The following is a 16,171-nucleotide window of genomic DNA, read 5'->3' as shown; positions in this document are numbered from 1 at the left end:
CGGCCGTCTGGTTGAATCCGTGGCGTCAGGCCGGTGTGGCCGTCATGATGCCCATGCCCGTAAGCCATTCCGGAATAGGTTCGTAGAACAACACGTCTGATTTGTAGCCCTGACCCAGGGCCGCCAATGCTGCGATCCAGCAACGCACCTCATGGCTGCCCCGGCCACCGGTCTGCGAGATCCTTTGGTCGTCTGATGAGTCGAGCGTGGAGAGATCACCAGCCGCGAAGCCGTCCAACAACATCTTGTCCCAGTCAGCATCGAGCGCTAGCAGCTTCGACTGCCCGGCGGCAAAGCGCGGCCCCTCTCCCATCACGTTATTCTGTCGTGCCGTGCGCGCCGAGTGCGGCAGCGGGCCGCCGTCAATCAGCCGTTGGCGCACTTCCGGCGTTGCCGTGTCCAGCGAGGCAATTGGCGGATCGTGCGACAACCCGCCGGAACCCACGATCAGCACCCGTTCAGGGCACGATGCTGCCCAGCGGCCGACCGCCTCGCCGAGAGCGCGGACCCTTGCCATCGTCGGCCGCGGCGCCAGCGCACAATTCACGAAAATCGGGATCATGCGCGTCAACGGCACCTTTGCCGAGAGCAATTCGATCGGCTGAACACCGCCGTGATCCACATCCATGCGGTAGGAGACCGCAACATCGACGCCTTCTTTCAGCGTGTGTTCGGCGCAGGACCAGGCCCGGCCTGCGGGAATATCGAGCTTGCCCGCAACGGTGCCGAAATCGCCCACGGAGTCGCCTTCGATTCCGATGCAGAAAGACGGCAGAAGTTTGTAGAAGAAACCGTTCACGTGGTCCGGATGAAAAATCACCACCAGGTCCGGATCGGCTTCAGCAACGTAGTCGCTCGCCTTGTCGATGGCCCCCCAGAATCGTTTCTCGGCCTCAGGTGCCGCGCGGTTCCGATCCATGATAGGGCTGTGCGACATGCAGACGCTTCCAACAATCATTTCGTCTCCTCCTCTCCGAGAGGCGTCCGCTCCTGCCCCGTGTCAGGGTGAGCGGTTTCGCCGAATGCCGGACAAGGTCTGTAACCTCCCGACACTCAAGAAATGACGCCCCCCTTGATTTTCCACAACGACCACCTCTATACTGTTCACGTGGCGAACAGGAGTAGGTCATGACAATAGCTGGCGATTCCGATACCGCCTCCCCCTACAAGGAGATACGTGCGGTCACGCGCGCCTTGAATCTGTTGGAGGCTGCGGGTGATCTGGGGTGGGCAAAGGTCGGCGAACTTGCGACCTTCACCGGAATCGACCGCGCCACGCTGTATAGGCTTATCCACACGCTTGAACTCAAAGGTTATCTTATGCGCCGCGCCGAGGATGGCTCGGTGTCGCTGACCGAGCGGGTACACCAACTCAGCGATGGCGTTCGGTACGAAGATGTCGCGACGCAGATCATGTCGCAAATGCTGCAAGAACTCACCGAGCAGGTCATTTGGCCAAGTGATTTTGCGACGCTGGTTTCCGGGCAGATGGTGATTCAGGCGTCCAGCCACAAATACAGTCCTGTTTCGGTTCACCGTAGGCTGGTGGGCAAGACGCGGTCCGTTCTCCGTTCGGCGCTGGGGCTTGCCTATCTTAGTTCGCTCGGTCGCTCAGACCTGGCGCGCACTCTGGACGTATTGCACCGAATCGGCACGCTCGATGGCCAGGACCTTGCGATTCTGGGCAACATTGATGGTCGGCTTGACGAAATCCACCGGCGCGGTTACGCGCTATCGGTCGGGTTGATCGAAGAGAACATCAGCGCCATCGCCCTGCCCGTCAAACTCGGGCGCAAATCGATCGGCGCAGTCAATATCGCCTTTTTCCGCACGGCGATGTCGCCCGCTGAAGCGGCTGCGACTTGCCTCCAACCCCTGCGCGAGTGCATTGCCCGGTCCGAGGCGGCTCTGAAAGCGCAAACGCGTTATTGAGTCATCCAATAAAGGATGTTCGCCAGGTGAATACTTTAGACTTTGCCCTTCAGGATTTCTCTTTGTGCCTCTAGCGATAACGAGGCAGTGAGTGGGAGACTTGCAGTCTCGCGAACCGCCTTTTGTCGCGTCAGAACGGATGCCGCGGCATCTCAACAAGGTAGGGAGGACCTTAATGTCCATTTCAACGATCTGCCGTCGTTTTACGGCGTTAACCCTTGGTGTCGCTCTGTCGACCACCATTGTTTCTACGGCCAACGCGCAGGAAGTTACGCTCCGTTTCGCGAGTTTTACCGGCCCAACAAACTTCCTGAATACCGGTCTCTTCGAGCCCTGGTTCAAGAAGCTGGAAGAGGAATCGGGCGGCAAGCTCAAGGTGGAATTCCTCACCGGTGGCTCGGCTGCCGCTCCAAACGAAGTGTTCGATTCCGTCGAGGCGGGCCTGATTGATCTTGGCTGGAGCATTACATCTTATAACTCCGGTCGGTTTAAGTCGGCGGGCGTCACAGAGCTGCCACTTCTTGCCAGCGGTTCTTCCGAGACATCCGCAGCCCTTGCAGCCCTCTATGAGGACGGCCTCATCGAAGGATTTGAGTCCGTGAAGGTGGTTGGCATCGGTACCGCTGATATTGCGCGTTTGCACCATTCCGGCGAGATCACCGGGTTGGACGATTTCAAGGGCGCCAAGGTGCGCGCTGCGGGCAGCGTTCTCTCGGCCATGATCACCGCCGTTGGCGCCACTCCGGTCGGACTGCCGGCTCCGGCCATCGCTGAAGCGCTGTCCAAGAATGTGGTCGATGCGGCCGCTGCCGACTGGTTTGCAGTCGAAGGGTTTTCGCTGCTCGACGTCACGCTCGGCCATGTCGACATTCCGCTCGGTACGACGCCGATGTATATCGTCATGAACCAGAATACCTACGATCGCTTGCCGCCGGATATCCAAAAGGTCTTCGACGACAACCCGCCGTCCGCCTTCGCCGCATTCTGGGGGCCGGGTCTTGAGGACGAGAGTAATCGTGTCCGGGCCGTGGTGGAATCAACGCCAGGCCATCACATCATCGTCCCGAGCGAAGCGGAAATGGCCACATGGTCAGCGGCCGCCGACAAGGTGATCGCGGAGTGGGTCGAGGCCACGCCCAACGGGGCGACTGTGCTGGACGCATACCGCGCTGAAATCAAAGCCTGGCGCGAAAGTCAGTAACGCGGGGGAAGCGGATGTCTGCCGCCACAGCCAACGTTACCGAGGTGGCTGGCGGTGGGCTGCGCGAGTTCGCGGCCCGCCAGCTGGCCAACGCGGCGGGCCTCATGCTGCTCGGATTGTCGCTCGCCTTCACCCTGGATGTCCTGCTGCGCTGGAGCATTTCGGCACCAATCCTCGGATTGTATGAAGTTGCAGAACTTTGCTTTGCGGTTGTTATGGCGCTGGCTCTGGTCTGGACGAACACGCGACAATCGCACGTTGCAATGGGTATACTGGCCCAGATCACAGGTCGTGAGGCCGCTCCGCGCCTGATCGCGGCGGGCCTCGGCTTGTTCGTGTCCTGCCTTTTTGCATGGTTTCTTGTCCGATACGCCATCGGGAAAGCGTCACATGGCGAGACGACGCTGGTTCTGGGGCTGCCCAAGGCCCCGTTCTGGGGTGCGGCCGCTGTTATGATCGGGCTCGCGGCGCTGGCACAGCTTGCGGTCTTCGTCTCGGAACTTGCCTCCTATCTTCGGAATCCGGGCAAACGGCTGCGCGATGTGGTTCCGCCCACGCTCATGGTCGCCGCCGCTTTCGCGGTGATGCTGAGCACTGCGTATTTCGCACCGACGCTTGGGGCGGGGCCAAAGATCCTGGCCTCCTTCGCAATTCTTTACCTCCTGGCGCTGGCGCATGTCCCGATTGGCGTGGCATTGGCGATTGCCGGGCTTGGCGCTGTCTTGCTTCAGATGGGGTTTCGCCCGGCCCTGCTCATCGGCACAAATAACCTGACCGGAAGCCTGTCCAGCGTCGATCTGGCTGCGGTGCCGTTGTTCCTGATGATGGGAAACCTCGCGGTCGCGGCAGGTTTTGCCGATGACATCTTCACCGCTGCGACGGCGGTTTTTGGTCGCCTGCGCGGCGGCCATGCACTCGCCGCTGTCATGGGCTGCGCTGGTTTCGGTGCCATCAGCGGCTCGTCGGTGGCCACCACCGCCACGCTTGGCGGTGTCGCTTTTCGCGAGATGCAATCACGCGGCTATGCGCCGGGGCTCTCGACTGGCAGCATCGCCGCCGGCGGCACACTGGGCGCGCTTATTCCGCCCTCAGTGGTCCTGATCATCTACTGCGTCATTTCCGAAATTTCGATCGCCAAGGCGTTTATGGCAGCGATTGTTCCGGGGATGCTGGCCCTGGCGCTCTACGTCGCGTCTGTCCTTATCCAGGTCCGGCTGCGTCCCGATTTGGCGCCGGTCCCCGACAGTTCCGAAACTTTCGCCCCGGTCTACGCGCTGCGCATCGCCTGGCGCCCGATCACCCTGTTCCTGGCTGTGCTGGGGGGGCTTTATGGCGGCGTCTTCACCGTGCAGGAGGCCGCTGCGGTCGGAGCCGGTTTCTCCTTCGTGGCTTGGCTCATGTCGGGCCGCGCCTCTGTCAGCGGCCTGTTCGAAGCCTTGCGGGATGCTGCGGGCACCAGCGCCGGACTTTATCTTTTGATCATCGGCGCCAATATCTTCGGTAGTCATCTGAACTTTGCGGGTATGGCTCAGGCTTTGGAGGCCGTGATCAACCCGGATACCCTGCCCGCCTGGGCGGTTCTGACCTTGCTGGCCATCATGTACCTGGTGCTTGGAAGCATCTTCGACACAGTGGCCGCCGTGGTCATCACCGTGCCCTTTGTGTTGCCCATCATCCTGTCAATGGGTTTCGATCCGATCTGGTGGGGCATCGTCACGCTGACACTTGTCGAAATCGGCATGATAACCCCCCCGATTGGAATGAACGTGTTCGTGATGAAGGCAGTCGTGGGCAATCGCGTCCGGCTTTCCACCATCTTTGGTGGGGTATTGCCGTTTCTGGCCGCTGATTTGTTGCGCATGGTGCTGCTTATCGCCTTTCCCGCGATCTCGCTTTGGCTTGGCGGGGTGTTGAGTTGATCGTCCGGACCGCCTTCGTCGGCTGGGGTCATCCAGTCACATCAGATATTCGAACGGAGCCTACCCCATGACCAGCCTCCAGGACCGCGCGGCCCTTCTCGATAATGCCGCTTTCGCAACCCGGCCCGTGCCGCAACTCCTTCCGGACAAGGCTCTGTCCGTCGAGGACGCCTATGCCATCCAGGCGATTGTGGTTGCGCATCGACTGGCGCGGGGCGAACGACTGACCGGGGTGAAACTCGGCCTCACCAGCGAAGCGAAGATGAAACAGGTTGGCGTGAACGAGGTCATCCTCGGTCAACTCACCGACGCGATGCACCATGACGAAGGCGACAGTTTGGACCTCGGCCCGCTGATTCATCCCCGTGTCGAACCCGAAATTGCATTTGTGCTGCGCAGCCCACTGCCGCCGGATCCGACACCGCAGGAAGCTCTGGCCTGCGTCGAGGCGGTGGCCCCAGCGCTGGAGATCATCGATTCCCGCTACGACGGATTCCGTTTCGACCTTGGCGATGTGATCGCCGACAATGCGTCCTCTGCCGGCTATGTTCTTGGCCGCAGGTTTCCGCCTGAAACCGAGATTAGCGATATCGCCATCTCGATTGCCATGTCGGACGGGCCGGAAGAGACTGGCTCAAGCGCCGCAATTCTCGGGCATCCCCTCAACGCGTTGGCGGCGGCCGGGCGCATCGCCTGCGCGCGTGGTATCACCACATCGGCAGGCGACGTGGTCTTGGCCGGGGCCGCCACAGCCGCCATTTCGCTGTCTGCGGGTGCCGTTGTCAGTGCCGAATTTGGCCCGCTCGGCCGGATCGAACTTCGCCTCAGCCCGTCACCAACCCTTGAAACCTGAGCCACACGTGAAGGAGAAAACCCAATGCCGATAGCAGAAATCCTGATCTTCGAGGGTCGAAGCGACGACCAGAAGCGCGCGATCATGCGCGGGGTCACCGACGCACTGGCGCGGTCCATGGATGCCGAGCCGGAGCGCATTCGCGTGATCCTGAAAGAGATCCCGACAAATCACTTTTCGGTTGCGGGCGTCTCCATCGCCGACAGCCGCGCCGCCGGAAACCCACCAGGAAAGAAGTAGTTCGACCATGCCCCATTTTACCGCTTCGGACGGCGCTCGCCTGTTTTATCGCGATGGCGGTGACGGGCCGATCCTGGTTTGCCTGCACGGCCTGACCCGGAACGGGAGCGATTTCGAACTGTTGCGTCCGCTTTTTCCGGACCACAGACTGGTTGCCCTCGACGCACGCGGGCGCGGCCTCTCCGAACAAACCGGCGCGGAGACTTACACCGTGCCCCGCGAAGGTGAGGATGTCCTGAACCTGCTCGATCACCTAGGGATCGAGGCCGCGCCATTTCTAGGTACATCGCGCGGCGGCATGGTGACCATGGCGCTGGCCGCGCATGTCCCGGAGCGCGTCCTGGGCCTGTGTCTGAATGATATCGGCCCCGAAATGGAGCCGGACGGGCGGATGCGGATCACCACCTATGTCGGGCTCCAGCCCAAAGAACACAATATTGACGCGCGCATTGCGGCAATGTCCACGCATCATCCGGGGTTTTACGGCGTGCCCGATGCGCGGTGGCGCGAAGAGGTGCAGCACCATTTCGCCGAAACGCCGGACGGGTTGCGTATTACCTACGACCCTGCCCTGCGCGACGCTTTCATGGCCACGCTAGACCGGGCGCCGAACATGTGGCACGGATTCGACGCGCTTGCCGGGCGGCCGGTGGCGGTGATCCGTGGGGAAAATTCGGACATCCTGTCCATGCGCATTGTCGAGGAGATGGCGCTGCGGCGGCCAGACCTGATCCGAACCGAAGTACCCGACCGGGCGCACATGCCATTTCTGGACGAGCCGGAAAGCCTTGCGGTGTTACGAGCCTACCTCGCTGCGGTGGCGGCAGCGGAGGGCAATTCCTGACCCGATGACAAAGGGAGTGTGCCGATCATGGCTTTGGTGGGCCCCGTCCGTGACAGCGCTTGAACCAAGTGACGGCTTCGATCAAGAACAGGATCTCCACAAGCCCCTGTGGCTTCGCGATCCGTCCCACCAACCGGAATATTCTTGATGATCCGCCATTTCGTATTCTTCACCGTCCCGAACGACCACTCAATAACAGACGACCGAAAGGTTCTGCAGATTCTGACCCAAATTCCCCATGCCAGTCACCTTGAGATTGCTTTGAACCGCAAGACTGGCAAATGCGAAGGCTGAAACCGGCCCATCCGAAGAAGCTCGACAATGACACGTGCATCCCGCCGATCCGTCTTGACCGGAATGGCGGACAAAGCGGCATGAACCCTGCGCGGCGATACTCTCCTCGCCGCGCAGACCAGCCAGCACGATCCTGATCTTCTCTTCCGCCGAATACTGTTTGCGGGTGGCCCGGCGGATGTCCTTAACGACCCTCTCGCCGTGGCTCTGTTTGGTTCCGGGTTTCTGTCTCATCTTCACTCCTTGGTGGTTACGATGAGCCAGAAACCCTCTCTTATCAATTCAGCCTAATCTGTCCCATTGGCGCTGACGTCAGACATTCAGGCGAGAACTGCCTCCGAAGCCAGAGTTCGGGCCGAAAGCGAACTCGGCAATTTTCGAATGCGGCTCGACGAAAAGAAGCGGGCGCTCGAGGAACAGGAAAGTCCTGAGCGCACGTTAGCGGAACTCGAAGTTGAAATCGCACGGCTTGAAGGCGACGTCGCCGCGCTTGGAGAAGCGGTCGATTTAGACGCGATGGCGGAGCAGTTGGCCCAACTCAAGCTGAAACTGACTGAGGCTGAAGCTGCCGAGGCTACGGCGCGCACCGCTGCCGGAAAGGCCGAGACCGATCTTGCCGGCGCGCGCGCCAAGCTGAACACAGTGATCGAGGCCCTGCCGGAAGGTCTGCGCACGCCAGAGGCGGTTGTCGCTCGACGGGAGGCTTTACAGAGAGAGCAAAGGCAACTGTCCGAGGCGCTGGAAGTGGCGACGCAACAGGACCGAGCCGCCGGTGAAATGCTCACCCGTGCGCAAGAGCAGCTGGAAGCAGCAAAGCGGGCGCGCGACGCGCAGCAACAGCGCGTGAAAAAGGCGCAAGATGATTTTGGTGCTCGGCTTGCCGAGGTCGGGCTGGACAAAGCGGGATATGATGCTTGCAAGGCGCATTTCCCGACCCTCGATGCCGACCAGAAGACGGTATCCGATCATCGTGAGGGCCTGATCGCGGCTCACACGACATTGCAGAACGCCATAGCCGCTTGCGCAGATCGTGAACGCCCGGATCTTGCCCCGCTTCAGCTGGCGTTGGCAGACGCCACCCAGACCTTGAACGCGGCCAACGCTGCACTCGCCACAGCGAGGACAGATGTATCGTCACTGACCAAATTCAAGGAATCGCTTGCGGCGGCGCTGGCCGAAACCGAGCGGCTTGAAACCGAGACCGGTCCGCTCCGGGGGCTGGCCGATCTGGCTAACGGCAAGAACGATTTCAAGATGACACTCGAGACCTTCGCGATCGGAGCAATGTTCGACCAGGTTCTCGAGGCGGCGAATATGAGGCTCGACCCTATGACACGTGGTCGCTACCGGCTGACGCGTGGGCTCGAGGCATCTGGCGGTCGCGGCAAGCGTGGGCTCGAAATCGAAGTCTTCGACATCAACACCGGCAAGGCTCGCCCGACAGCGACACTGTCGGGGGGGGAGACCTTCATCGCGGCACTGGCTCTCGCGCTTGGGCTAGCTGATGTGGTCGAGAGCCTTTCGGGCAAGATCCGGATGGACACAATTTTTATCGATGAAGGCTTCGGGAGCCTCGACACCGAGAATGGCGCAGGCACGTTGGATCAGGTGATCCAAGTTCTTGCTGCGCTGACAGAGGGCAGCCGCGCCGTCGGCCTGATCTCGCACGTCGGGCTGGTGCAGGAGGCTATTCCACAAGGCTTTTACGTGCGCTCGACCCCAAGCGGCAGCCGGGTCGAGGAAAGAACGGGTATGGGATGACGGACCGCTGGTATTACCGGAAGGCACACACCCGCCGTCTGTCGTCAGGGCGCACGGTATCCGTCCGCGGCGGTTGGGCAGTTCGGGGCGATGGTGAAAGCAAGAGGGGCGCATCGTTCAGACGGACTTGTCCGATATGTGGGGCGCTGATCGTAAGCGTGGGCATGCCCAGAGGAGGGTGGGTCCATTTTGAGGGCGGCAAAGGCCTGACACGAATTAAGCACCCTTGTCTGCATCTTGGCGAGGGTCTGAGCAGGCGGCGCGACGAGGAAACACCGGATCTTTTCGAAAGGCTGCCATAGCTCGTTGCCGGATCACACAGAGCGATTTTGACCAAGACACCTAGGTCGATATGCAAACCACCCTTTGGCGACATCGATGAACGTAAGCATTGGCGGTGGGCGCTCCTCCCTCAATGAACCGAGAATGTCCCCGTCGCTGGATCTGATCACAACGGTCTAGTCCTTGATCCGCCACATCCTGAATCGTCCTTGTTGCGTCACTTCTCGGATCAGGCCTCGCTCTTCCATCCATGCGAGGTTCCTTTGAACAGCCGCGCGACTTGCGCCTGTTAGGGCCTCCGCCATCGGGGCCGACACCAAAGGCCACTCTGTCAACACAGACCGAAGAGCGGCCGGAGTTCTGCCCGAAAGCTGAGACATGGCTCCTTCCGCCCGAACACTCCATGTTTGGGTACCATCTAGATGACGCATCGCCGTTAGAATTGCGCTGTTCATCCCATCCAACCAGCGTGCCAAGCGTTCGGTTGGCAAACCCGAGACACGCAGCCCCCCTGCCCCGCCCATAGCCAGCGGCGCGAAGACGGCGCCGCTTCCGTCGCAGGCCGCGATCCTGGACGCGGTGACGGCGGCTTCGATCTGGTCGCCGTGCTGTCCGAGTCCCGCCAGACTCCAGAGATGAAAGCCCATGCAAGCTCGGGTGATTGGGTGGAACTCGGCTGCGGCTGTCATTACTTCCAGCCATCCGCCCGCACGATCTTCGAAACGCTCAGCGCTGTCTTCAATGTTCTCGGGATCGCGGCGATCCAGGAAGGCGGCTAAGTCAGCCTTCGGTCCGGGACCGCCTGTCAGGCGCCGAACAGCCCATCCAACTCTTGCAAGGGCATTTGGGTCATCCTGTGCGCCCGAGAGCCGCATCGATATCCAGAGCGCCAGACGATCAGAACTCACCCGATCCCCTGCGAACCAGCTGAGGTTCGCTGCCTCGATCAAAGCGAGGCGATGCCGCCAGCCTTCCGGGCCGCGCAGCAGCCGGTCATCCAGAGCACCCAGACGTCCAGAGACCCGTGCCAGTCGCGCAGCGTGAACGCTTTCTGCCTTTGCCCAGTCTTCGATGACAGCAGTGTCGGGCGGTTCCGCACGTGGCCCAGGAGGCAAATCATCCGGTTCTTCCTCGAGTGGTCCCGGCAGAAACCAGAGATCCTCTTCGTGAGTCTCTTCATCCTCCTCGATGGTGATGAGGGGGTCATCGAAATCATCAGTCAAAGCGGATGCTTGAGGTTTCATATGTGCAAAATACTGTTCTTTTGCACATTACCCAAGTGATTTTGTGGCGGTTGCCTTTGCTCTTTATATAGTATGCGCGCGCGATTGCCGGTGAAACCTCTCAGATCGCCCTCAGCACAAGGAAACCAAGGGTTTTTGGACGAGCACGACGAGCGAGCACCTACTTGCATTCGTTTACAATCGGTCGTTTAGTAACGGCATATGAAATTGCAATCGGCCCCGTTTTCATGCCCCTGATAGGCTATGCGCGAGTATCGACAGAGGATCAGACCCCCCTGCCCCAGTCTGAGGCCCTGCAAACTGCTGGTTGCGCCGAAATCCATGAAGAACAGGCCTCAGGCGGCAATCGTGCGCGTCCGGTGCTTGCGCGGGTGTTAGAACGCATCGGCAAGGGCGATACGCTGGTTGTCGTGCGGATCGACCGCCTCGCGCGATCCCTGTCGCATCTGCTGGAGGTGATCGAACGGCTGGAGGCCAAGGGGGCGTTCTTTCGTTCCATTCAGGACCCGATCGACACCGGATCCCCGCAAGGCAAGTTCACGCTGCAGGTTCTGGGCGCCGCGGCCGAGTTCGAGCGGGCGCTGATCCGCGAACGTACCAAGGCAGGGCTGGCGAGCGCCCGTACCAAGGGCCGGGTCGGCGGGAACCCTGGACTGCGGGCCAAAGACCCTGCCGCTCTTCGTAAGGTACGGTTGGCGCGACAGGACGGCTACATTGAGCGTCTGAACGAGACGGCACAAGATTGGGTGCCCCACGTCCGCCGCCTGCGGCCCGACTTGGCGTGGGAAGACGTGGTGCGCATCATCAACGGCCCATTGCCCGAGGCGCGTCGCTGGACCCAAAGCCGTCTCTTGCGCGCTGTGAAGGCCTATGTCCGCGACGGCTTCCTGCCGGCCGAGGTGCTGGCCCGCGCCGGGCGCCGCGAAACCGACGACCGCCTGCCCGCCATTATTGCCGCCATCAAGGGCGCGGATCCCGACATCACACTTCAGGCGATCTGCACCCGGCTGGAAGCGATGCGCGAGCGCACGCCCCGAGGGCGGACAAGCTGGCAGCCTTCGTCGGTGAAGATGCTGCTGGAGCGGGCCGAGAGGCTGGGGTTGCTCGACTGAGATCCCGGAGAATCGTCCATCCGATTCTGCCGACTGATTTCTGTACGCACTCACAATACATCTTGTGGTCACTTCGCAGCTGGCAACGAGGTGTTGAAGTAGAGTGAGAGCGCAGTCGCCCAAGACGCTGATTTTTAACAGTTTACCGTCGACAGAAATGGGTGTCTTCAACGCCCCCAGGCCGCTCAACGGTTTGGTCTGGATTTATCCACAATATCTGTTAAGCTTTGCAAAACAATAAAGACTTGAGGGCAGTGATGAACGGGATACGGGCCTCCCAGAGATTTGAAGTCATGTCCAAGCGGCTTGGTAGTCGGTTGCGTGAACATGCGCAGGAAACCTTCCCACCGGACGCTCAGAAGGGTCTCCGCCGCTTCGCCATGCGGGAAGCGGCTGAACTTCTTCGCATTAATCAGAATACCTTCCGCCATCATGTGTCAAACCTCGAAGGCTTCCCCGAAGGTGTTCTGGAGGGCGGCAACCGCCGTAGCTTCTCTGCAGAGGAGATGGTCGAGGCACAACGCGTACTTCTCGAGACTGGAAGAATCAAGCCAGAAGAACACCCGCACAGAAGACCGGGAGAGGCTTGTCAGGTCTTGACGATTTTCAACCTGAAAGGTGGTTCGGCAAAGACGTCATCTGTTGCCCATGTAGGACAACTACTGGGTCTCCGCGGATACCGGGTCTTGCTGATCGACCTCGACAGCCAGGCAAGTCTGACGAACCTGTTCGGGGTAACTCCCGAGCTTGATCCGGATATGCCAACTTCATACGATCTTATCCGATCCGACGATCCATTGCCCGCAGCAGAGATCATTCGCAAAACGAACTTCCCGACCGTGGATCTGATCCCGGCATCCATGGACATCATGGAATACGAGTTTGAGGTCGCCTTGAGCTTCAGACACGGCGCCACCACGTTCCATAGCCGCATCCGGGAAGCACTTGAGCCCGTCCTCAACCGATATGATGTGGTGATATTTGACACCCCACCGCAGCTGAACTTCTCTGTGATCTCTGCCCTCTTTGCATCGACCGGGGTCCTGATCCCGCTCAACGCGTCGATGCTCGATGTCATGTCGCTGGCGAGCTTTCTGGGCATGGCTAGCAACCTGATGGGCGTGGTAGAGGCACACGCCCCGGAACATGGACTGAACTTCGTGCGAGTTCTGATCACCCGTTACGAAAATACGGATGGTCCGCAGGTGCAGATTTCATCTCTGCTTCGGACAGTCCTCGGGGATGCCGTATTGTCTGCCGAGTTTCTGAAATCAACAGCCGTGGGTGATGCTGCGAACACCCAGCAGAGCATCTTTGAGGTCGAACCTCGCGATGTGAACCGCAGAACTTACGAGCGCGCGATCGAGTCCGTCTCGCGCGTGACCGACGAAGTCGAACGCGAAATCCTGAAAGCATGGGGGCGTAGCCATGGCGCGTAAGGTCTTCGGGGACTCACTCAAGAACGCGATGGGCAAAACGCCGCCTTCGGACGAGGATCTGGATGTGAAGCGAACGAGCCCGACAGTAGCTCGCGCACAAGCATCTGTGCTCGAAGAGGATAAACACGCCACGCGGCTGATCGACCCGACCGCCATACAGATGTCCGCGGTCATGGACCGCATCGATCCAAGCGATGGTCTGGATGAGCTTGTCTCGTCGATCCGCGAGCACGGTCAAAAGGTTCCAGTGCTGGTTCGCCGAACCGAGGACGGTGCGCTTGAGATCGTCTATGGACGCCGTCGGCTTCTCGCTTGTCGCCAACTTGGTCAAAAAGTGCGCGCTACGGTCATGGAGATGACCGACGAGGAAGCTCTCATTGCCCAAGGCGTAGAGAATAATGCGCGCCAAGATCCATCGTTCATCGAAAGGGCTCTGTTTGTCGCCGGGATCATTCGAGAACTTGGGAAAACCGACGAAACGCGCAAGAACGCTCAAACGATCGCGTATCGGGCACTTCAGATCGATGAATCGCTCGTCTCGCGGATGAACCGTATCGCTACGGGCATCCCGATGGAACTAATCCAGGCTATCGGACCTGCACACGGCGTTGGTCGACGGGTTTGGGAAAAGCTTTTCAGGCTGTGCGAGAAAGACGTCGCGAGAGCCCGAGAAGTTGCCGGCGAAATCCCTCGCAACGTACCGGGCCCCGACCGTCTCGAAGCGGCGGTTACCTTGCTGACAGCGACCAAATCGTCGACGCAGAAGACACGTCCCAGTGAGCGCGTGAAGATCGGCCGAAAAGGCAACCGCATCACCATCGATGTGGACGCGGATCTTGTCCCTCGTGTTGAGGAGGCAGTCCGGAAGCTGGTCACAGAGCTTCTTGACCGCGGTCAAGACAGGCCAGAGTGACGACCCCGTGTCTTGACCGCGGTCAAGACATCAAAAGAAACGAGCAGAGAACGAAAGGAGGACCGGCTAGAAAAAGAAAGACCCCCCGAAAGCGATGCTTCCGAAGGGCCTCAATCAGTCTCGACACCTGATTGATACCCCCAAAACGAATCGATTTCAACACCGCTCGCGGTGAACGGGGAAGCTTTTTCTTCCGAAACACCATGAGACATGCAACTGAAACAACAACCGCCCTGGCGGAACGGACATCTTTGCCCTGCCCTAACCCCTACGAGCTTCTGGGCCCGGTTCGCGTACTGAGGAAGGAGCTCGGTCTCACAACCAATGACCTCGCCGTTCTGACCGCGCTCATTAGCTTCCTACCCCGCAACGAACGTGAGATTCAGGACAGCCAGCGACTTACGCTCACTGTCGTGTTCCCATCGAACGCTTCTCTCTCAGAGCGCGCCAATGGACTCGATGAGAGAACACTTCGACGCAGCCTGGGACGCCTCTCAGCTGCTGAACTGATCGAACGCAAGAACTCAGCAAATGGCAAACGCTTTCCGCTGAGGTATGGAGGCGTTATCAGAGATGCCTTCGGTATCGACCTGAAACCCTTGATACAGAGGTACGGCTCGCTCGCGACACAAGCCTTGCAACTCACCGAAGAACGCGAGCGCTTGCGCTCACTGAAGGCTGAGGCGTTGGCCCTACGTGCTTCGCTACTCCAACAGACACGCTTCGATGAAGCAAAGCTCTCTACCCTCAACATGATCAGAAATGTCCTGCGTCGAGCAACACTAACCGTTGATGCAGTCCTGAGCGTTATCTCGGAACTTAGAGCCCTCGGAGCCGATACCGACGCAAGCTACGGTGAACACCATGCCGCAGCAAAAGCTAGTTCCGAAGATAATTTACAAGCTATCGAACACCAACCTTATGCACCAGAATCCAACGATCTGCCCGCCACAAACGGACAAAATGTCCGGCACATAGAGTCTTTAAAAAAAGATATTAAAAAGATTGCTCCCTCTACGGTCAATCGCGGTGAACAAACCGCAAAAACCAAACCGACGATGAACCGAGACCCAGCACGCATGGCATGGGAAGATTTCACCCATGTTGCGGGATTTTTCCCAGAACCGCCGCGTACAGGAGAAGCTCTCACCCGCATTCTATACGACCTCGGTCGATTGCTTAGAATAAGCCAAGACGAACTGCGGCATGGGATCCAGAAAGCTGGCGCGGGAAAACTGCTTCTCGTTTTCGACTACCTGATAGCAAGAGCAGACACGATCAAACACCCTGACGCCTATTTCGAAAGGATCCTACGCACACAACTTGCTCCCACATGAACTTCTTGACCGCGGTCAAGAACAACCGCGAGAGGGAAAGGAGTGTTGGTTTGATGGTGACGGGAAGTGAGATCGGGAGAGTGGCTTCCGGCGCCCGTCGTGGAGAAGATCTGATGACCAAAGCTGTCCAGAAAATCACCATGTCCCCTTCACGGGATATCCCTTTCGACAAGTTGGTGCTGAGCCAGTCCAATGTGCGGCGCATCAAGGCTGGCGTGTCCGTCGAGGAACTGGCCGAAGACATTGGCCGCCGCGGCCTCTTGCAGAGCCTGAGCGTGCGGCCCGTCTTGGCTAACGATGGTACCGAGACCGGCAAGTTCGAGATACCGGCCGGGGGCCGCCGGTTCCAGGCATTGTCCTTGCTGGTGAAGCAAAAGCGGTTGGCGAAGACGACGCCCATTCCTTGCATCGTGCGCGATGCAGCGTCCGACATCCTGGCCGAGGACGATTCCCTTGCAGAAAACATGCAACGCGTCGCTCTGCACCCGCTCGACCAGTTCCGCGCGTTTGTGTCACTGCGCGACAAGGGTCAGAGCGACGCAGAGATTGCTGCCGCCTTCTTCGTGACGCCGCAGATCGTGAAGCAGCGCCTCAAACTTGCCTCCGTCGCCCCTGCCCTGCTTGAGATCTACGCCGAGGATGGCATGACGCTGGAGCAGCTCATGGCCTTCACCGTGAACCCCGATCACGCGCGTCAGGTTCAGGTCTGGGATGTGATCCATTCATCCTGGAACAAGGAACCATTCCAGATCCGGCGCATGCTGACCGAGACCTCGGTCCGGGCGTCCGACCGACGCGCG

The 16,171-nt window shown here is 59.8% G+C and carries 14 protein-coding genes and 1 pseudogene; 12 read left to right on the top strand and 3 right to left on the bottom strand.

Going from position 1 to position 16,171, the window contains the following annotated elements; genetic code table 11:
• Positions 1 to 25: 25 nt before the first annotated feature.
• Positions 26 to 958, bottom strand: a complete 933-nt coding sequence (locus FLO80_RS20560; RefSeq protein ID WP_036562776.1) for a 3-carboxyethylcatechol 2,3-dioxygenase — start codon at positions 956 to 958, stop codon at positions 26 to 28.
• A gap of 170 nt (positions 959 to 1,128) precedes the next feature.
• Here FLO80_RS20560 and FLO80_RS20555 point away from each other — a divergent pair, with 170 nt between their 5' ends.
• The 6 genes from FLO80_RS20555 (at position 1,129) to FLO80_RS20530 (ending at position 6,989) form a co-directional block, all read left to right on the top strand.
• Positions 1,129 to 1,932 (top strand): IclR family transcriptional regulator domain-containing protein, encoded by an 804-nt coding sequence (locus FLO80_RS20555; RefSeq protein ID WP_051982505.1) that lies wholly within the window; start codon positions 1,129 to 1,131, stop codon positions 1,930 to 1,932.
• A 175-nt stretch (positions 1,933 to 2,107) separates the two neighbouring features.
• Positions 2,108 to 3,133, top strand: coding sequence for a TRAP transporter substrate-binding protein (locus FLO80_RS20550; protein ID WP_188078374.1), 1,026 nt, complete (start codon positions 2,108 to 2,110; stop codon positions 3,131 to 3,133).
• 14 nt (positions 3,134 to 3,147) lie between these two features.
• Positions 3,148 to 5,052, top strand: coding sequence for a TRAP transporter large permease (locus FLO80_RS20545; RefSeq protein WP_051982506.1), 1,905 nt, complete (start codon positions 3,148 to 3,150; stop codon positions 5,050 to 5,052).
• A gap of 67 nt (positions 5,053 to 5,119) precedes the next feature.
• Positions 5,120 to 5,905 carry a 2-keto-4-pentenoate hydratase gene (locus FLO80_RS20540; protein WP_051982507.1) on the top strand — a complete coding sequence of 262 codons (786 nt, stop codon included), beginning with the start codon at positions 5,120 to 5,122 and terminating at the stop codon, positions 5,903 to 5,905.
• A gap of 24 nt (positions 5,906 to 5,929) precedes the next feature.
• On the top strand, positions 5,930 to 6,145 hold the full coding sequence (thmT, locus tag FLO80_RS20535; RefSeq protein WP_036562780.1) for a 2-hydroxymuconate tautomerase: 216 nt from the start codon (positions 5,930 to 5,932) through the stop codon (positions 6,143 to 6,145).
• A gap of 7 nt (positions 6,146 to 6,152) precedes the next feature.
• The gene (locus FLO80_RS20530; protein ID WP_036562782.1) at positions 6,153 to 6,989 is read left to right on the top strand and encodes an alpha/beta fold hydrolase; all 837 of its coding nucleotides are present in this window, start codon (positions 6,153 to 6,155) and stop codon (positions 6,987 to 6,989) included.
• A 387-nt stretch (positions 6,990 to 7,376) separates the two neighbouring features.
• Here FLO80_RS20530 and FLO80_RS20525 read toward each other — a convergent pair.
• Positions 7,377 to 7,517, bottom strand: a pseudogene (locus tag FLO80_RS20525) (IS3 family transposase); the annotation flags it as partial.
• 147 nt (positions 7,518 to 7,664) lie between these two features.
• Here FLO80_RS20525 and FLO80_RS20520 point away from each other — a divergent pair.
• A complete protein-coding gene (locus FLO80_RS20520) occupies positions 7,665 to 9,044 on the top strand; it encodes an SbcC/MukB-like Walker B domain-containing protein (protein WP_051982508.1) in 1,380 nt (459 codons plus the stop codon).
• A 458-nt stretch (positions 9,045 to 9,502) separates the two neighbouring features.
• Here the strand turns inward: FLO80_RS20520 and FLO80_RS20515 are convergent, their stop codons facing one another.
• Positions 9,503 to 10,570 carry a hypothetical protein gene (locus tag FLO80_RS20515; RefSeq protein WP_111369205.1) on the bottom strand — a complete coding sequence of 356 codons (1,068 nt, stop codon included), beginning with the start codon at positions 10,568 to 10,570 and terminating at the stop codon, positions 9,503 to 9,505.
• A 227-nt stretch (positions 10,571 to 10,797) separates the two neighbouring features.
• Between FLO80_RS20515 and FLO80_RS20510 the strand changes: the two genes are divergently transcribed.
• From FLO80_RS20510 to FLO80_RS20490, 5 genes are all read left to right on the top strand, one after another.
• Positions 10,798 to 11,682 (top strand): recombinase family protein, encoded by an 885-nt coding sequence (locus FLO80_RS20510; protein WP_111369207.1) that lies wholly within the window; start codon positions 10,798 to 10,800, stop codon positions 11,680 to 11,682.
• 293 nt (positions 11,683 to 11,975) lie between these two features.
• Entirely contained in the window at positions 11,976 to 13,121 is a 1,146-nt protein-coding gene (gene repA / locus FLO80_RS20505) for a plasmid partitioning protein RepA (RefSeq protein WP_161489483.1), read from the top strand.
• Positions 13,111 to 14,034, top strand: coding sequence for a ParB/RepB/Spo0J family partition protein (locus FLO80_RS20500; protein WP_111369209.1), 924 nt, complete (start codon positions 13,111 to 13,113; stop codon positions 14,032 to 14,034). The genes repA and FLO80_RS20500 overlap by 11 nt, the downstream gene beginning before the upstream one ends.
• 203 nt (positions 14,035 to 14,237) lie before the next feature.
• Positions 14,238 to 15,371 carry a helix-turn-helix domain-containing protein gene (locus FLO80_RS20495; RefSeq protein WP_111369211.1) on the top strand — a complete coding sequence of 378 codons (1,134 nt, stop codon included), beginning with the start codon at positions 14,238 to 14,240 and terminating at the stop codon, positions 15,369 to 15,371.
• Positions 15,372 to 15,484: 113 nt separating this feature from the next.
• Positions 15,485 to 16,171 (top strand): ParB/RepB/Spo0J family partition protein (locus FLO80_RS20490; RefSeq protein WP_188078376.1); only part of this gene is annotated, 687 nt, incomplete at its 3' end.

The organism is Aquicoccus porphyridii, assembly GCF_008369105.1.
Classification (GTDB): Bacteria; Pseudomonadota; Alphaproteobacteria; order Rhodobacterales; family Rhodobacteraceae; genus Aquicoccus; species Aquicoccus porphyridii.
Note: the sequence above shows the minus strand (reverse complement) of the source record. Positions and strands in the feature narration are given on the sequence as shown.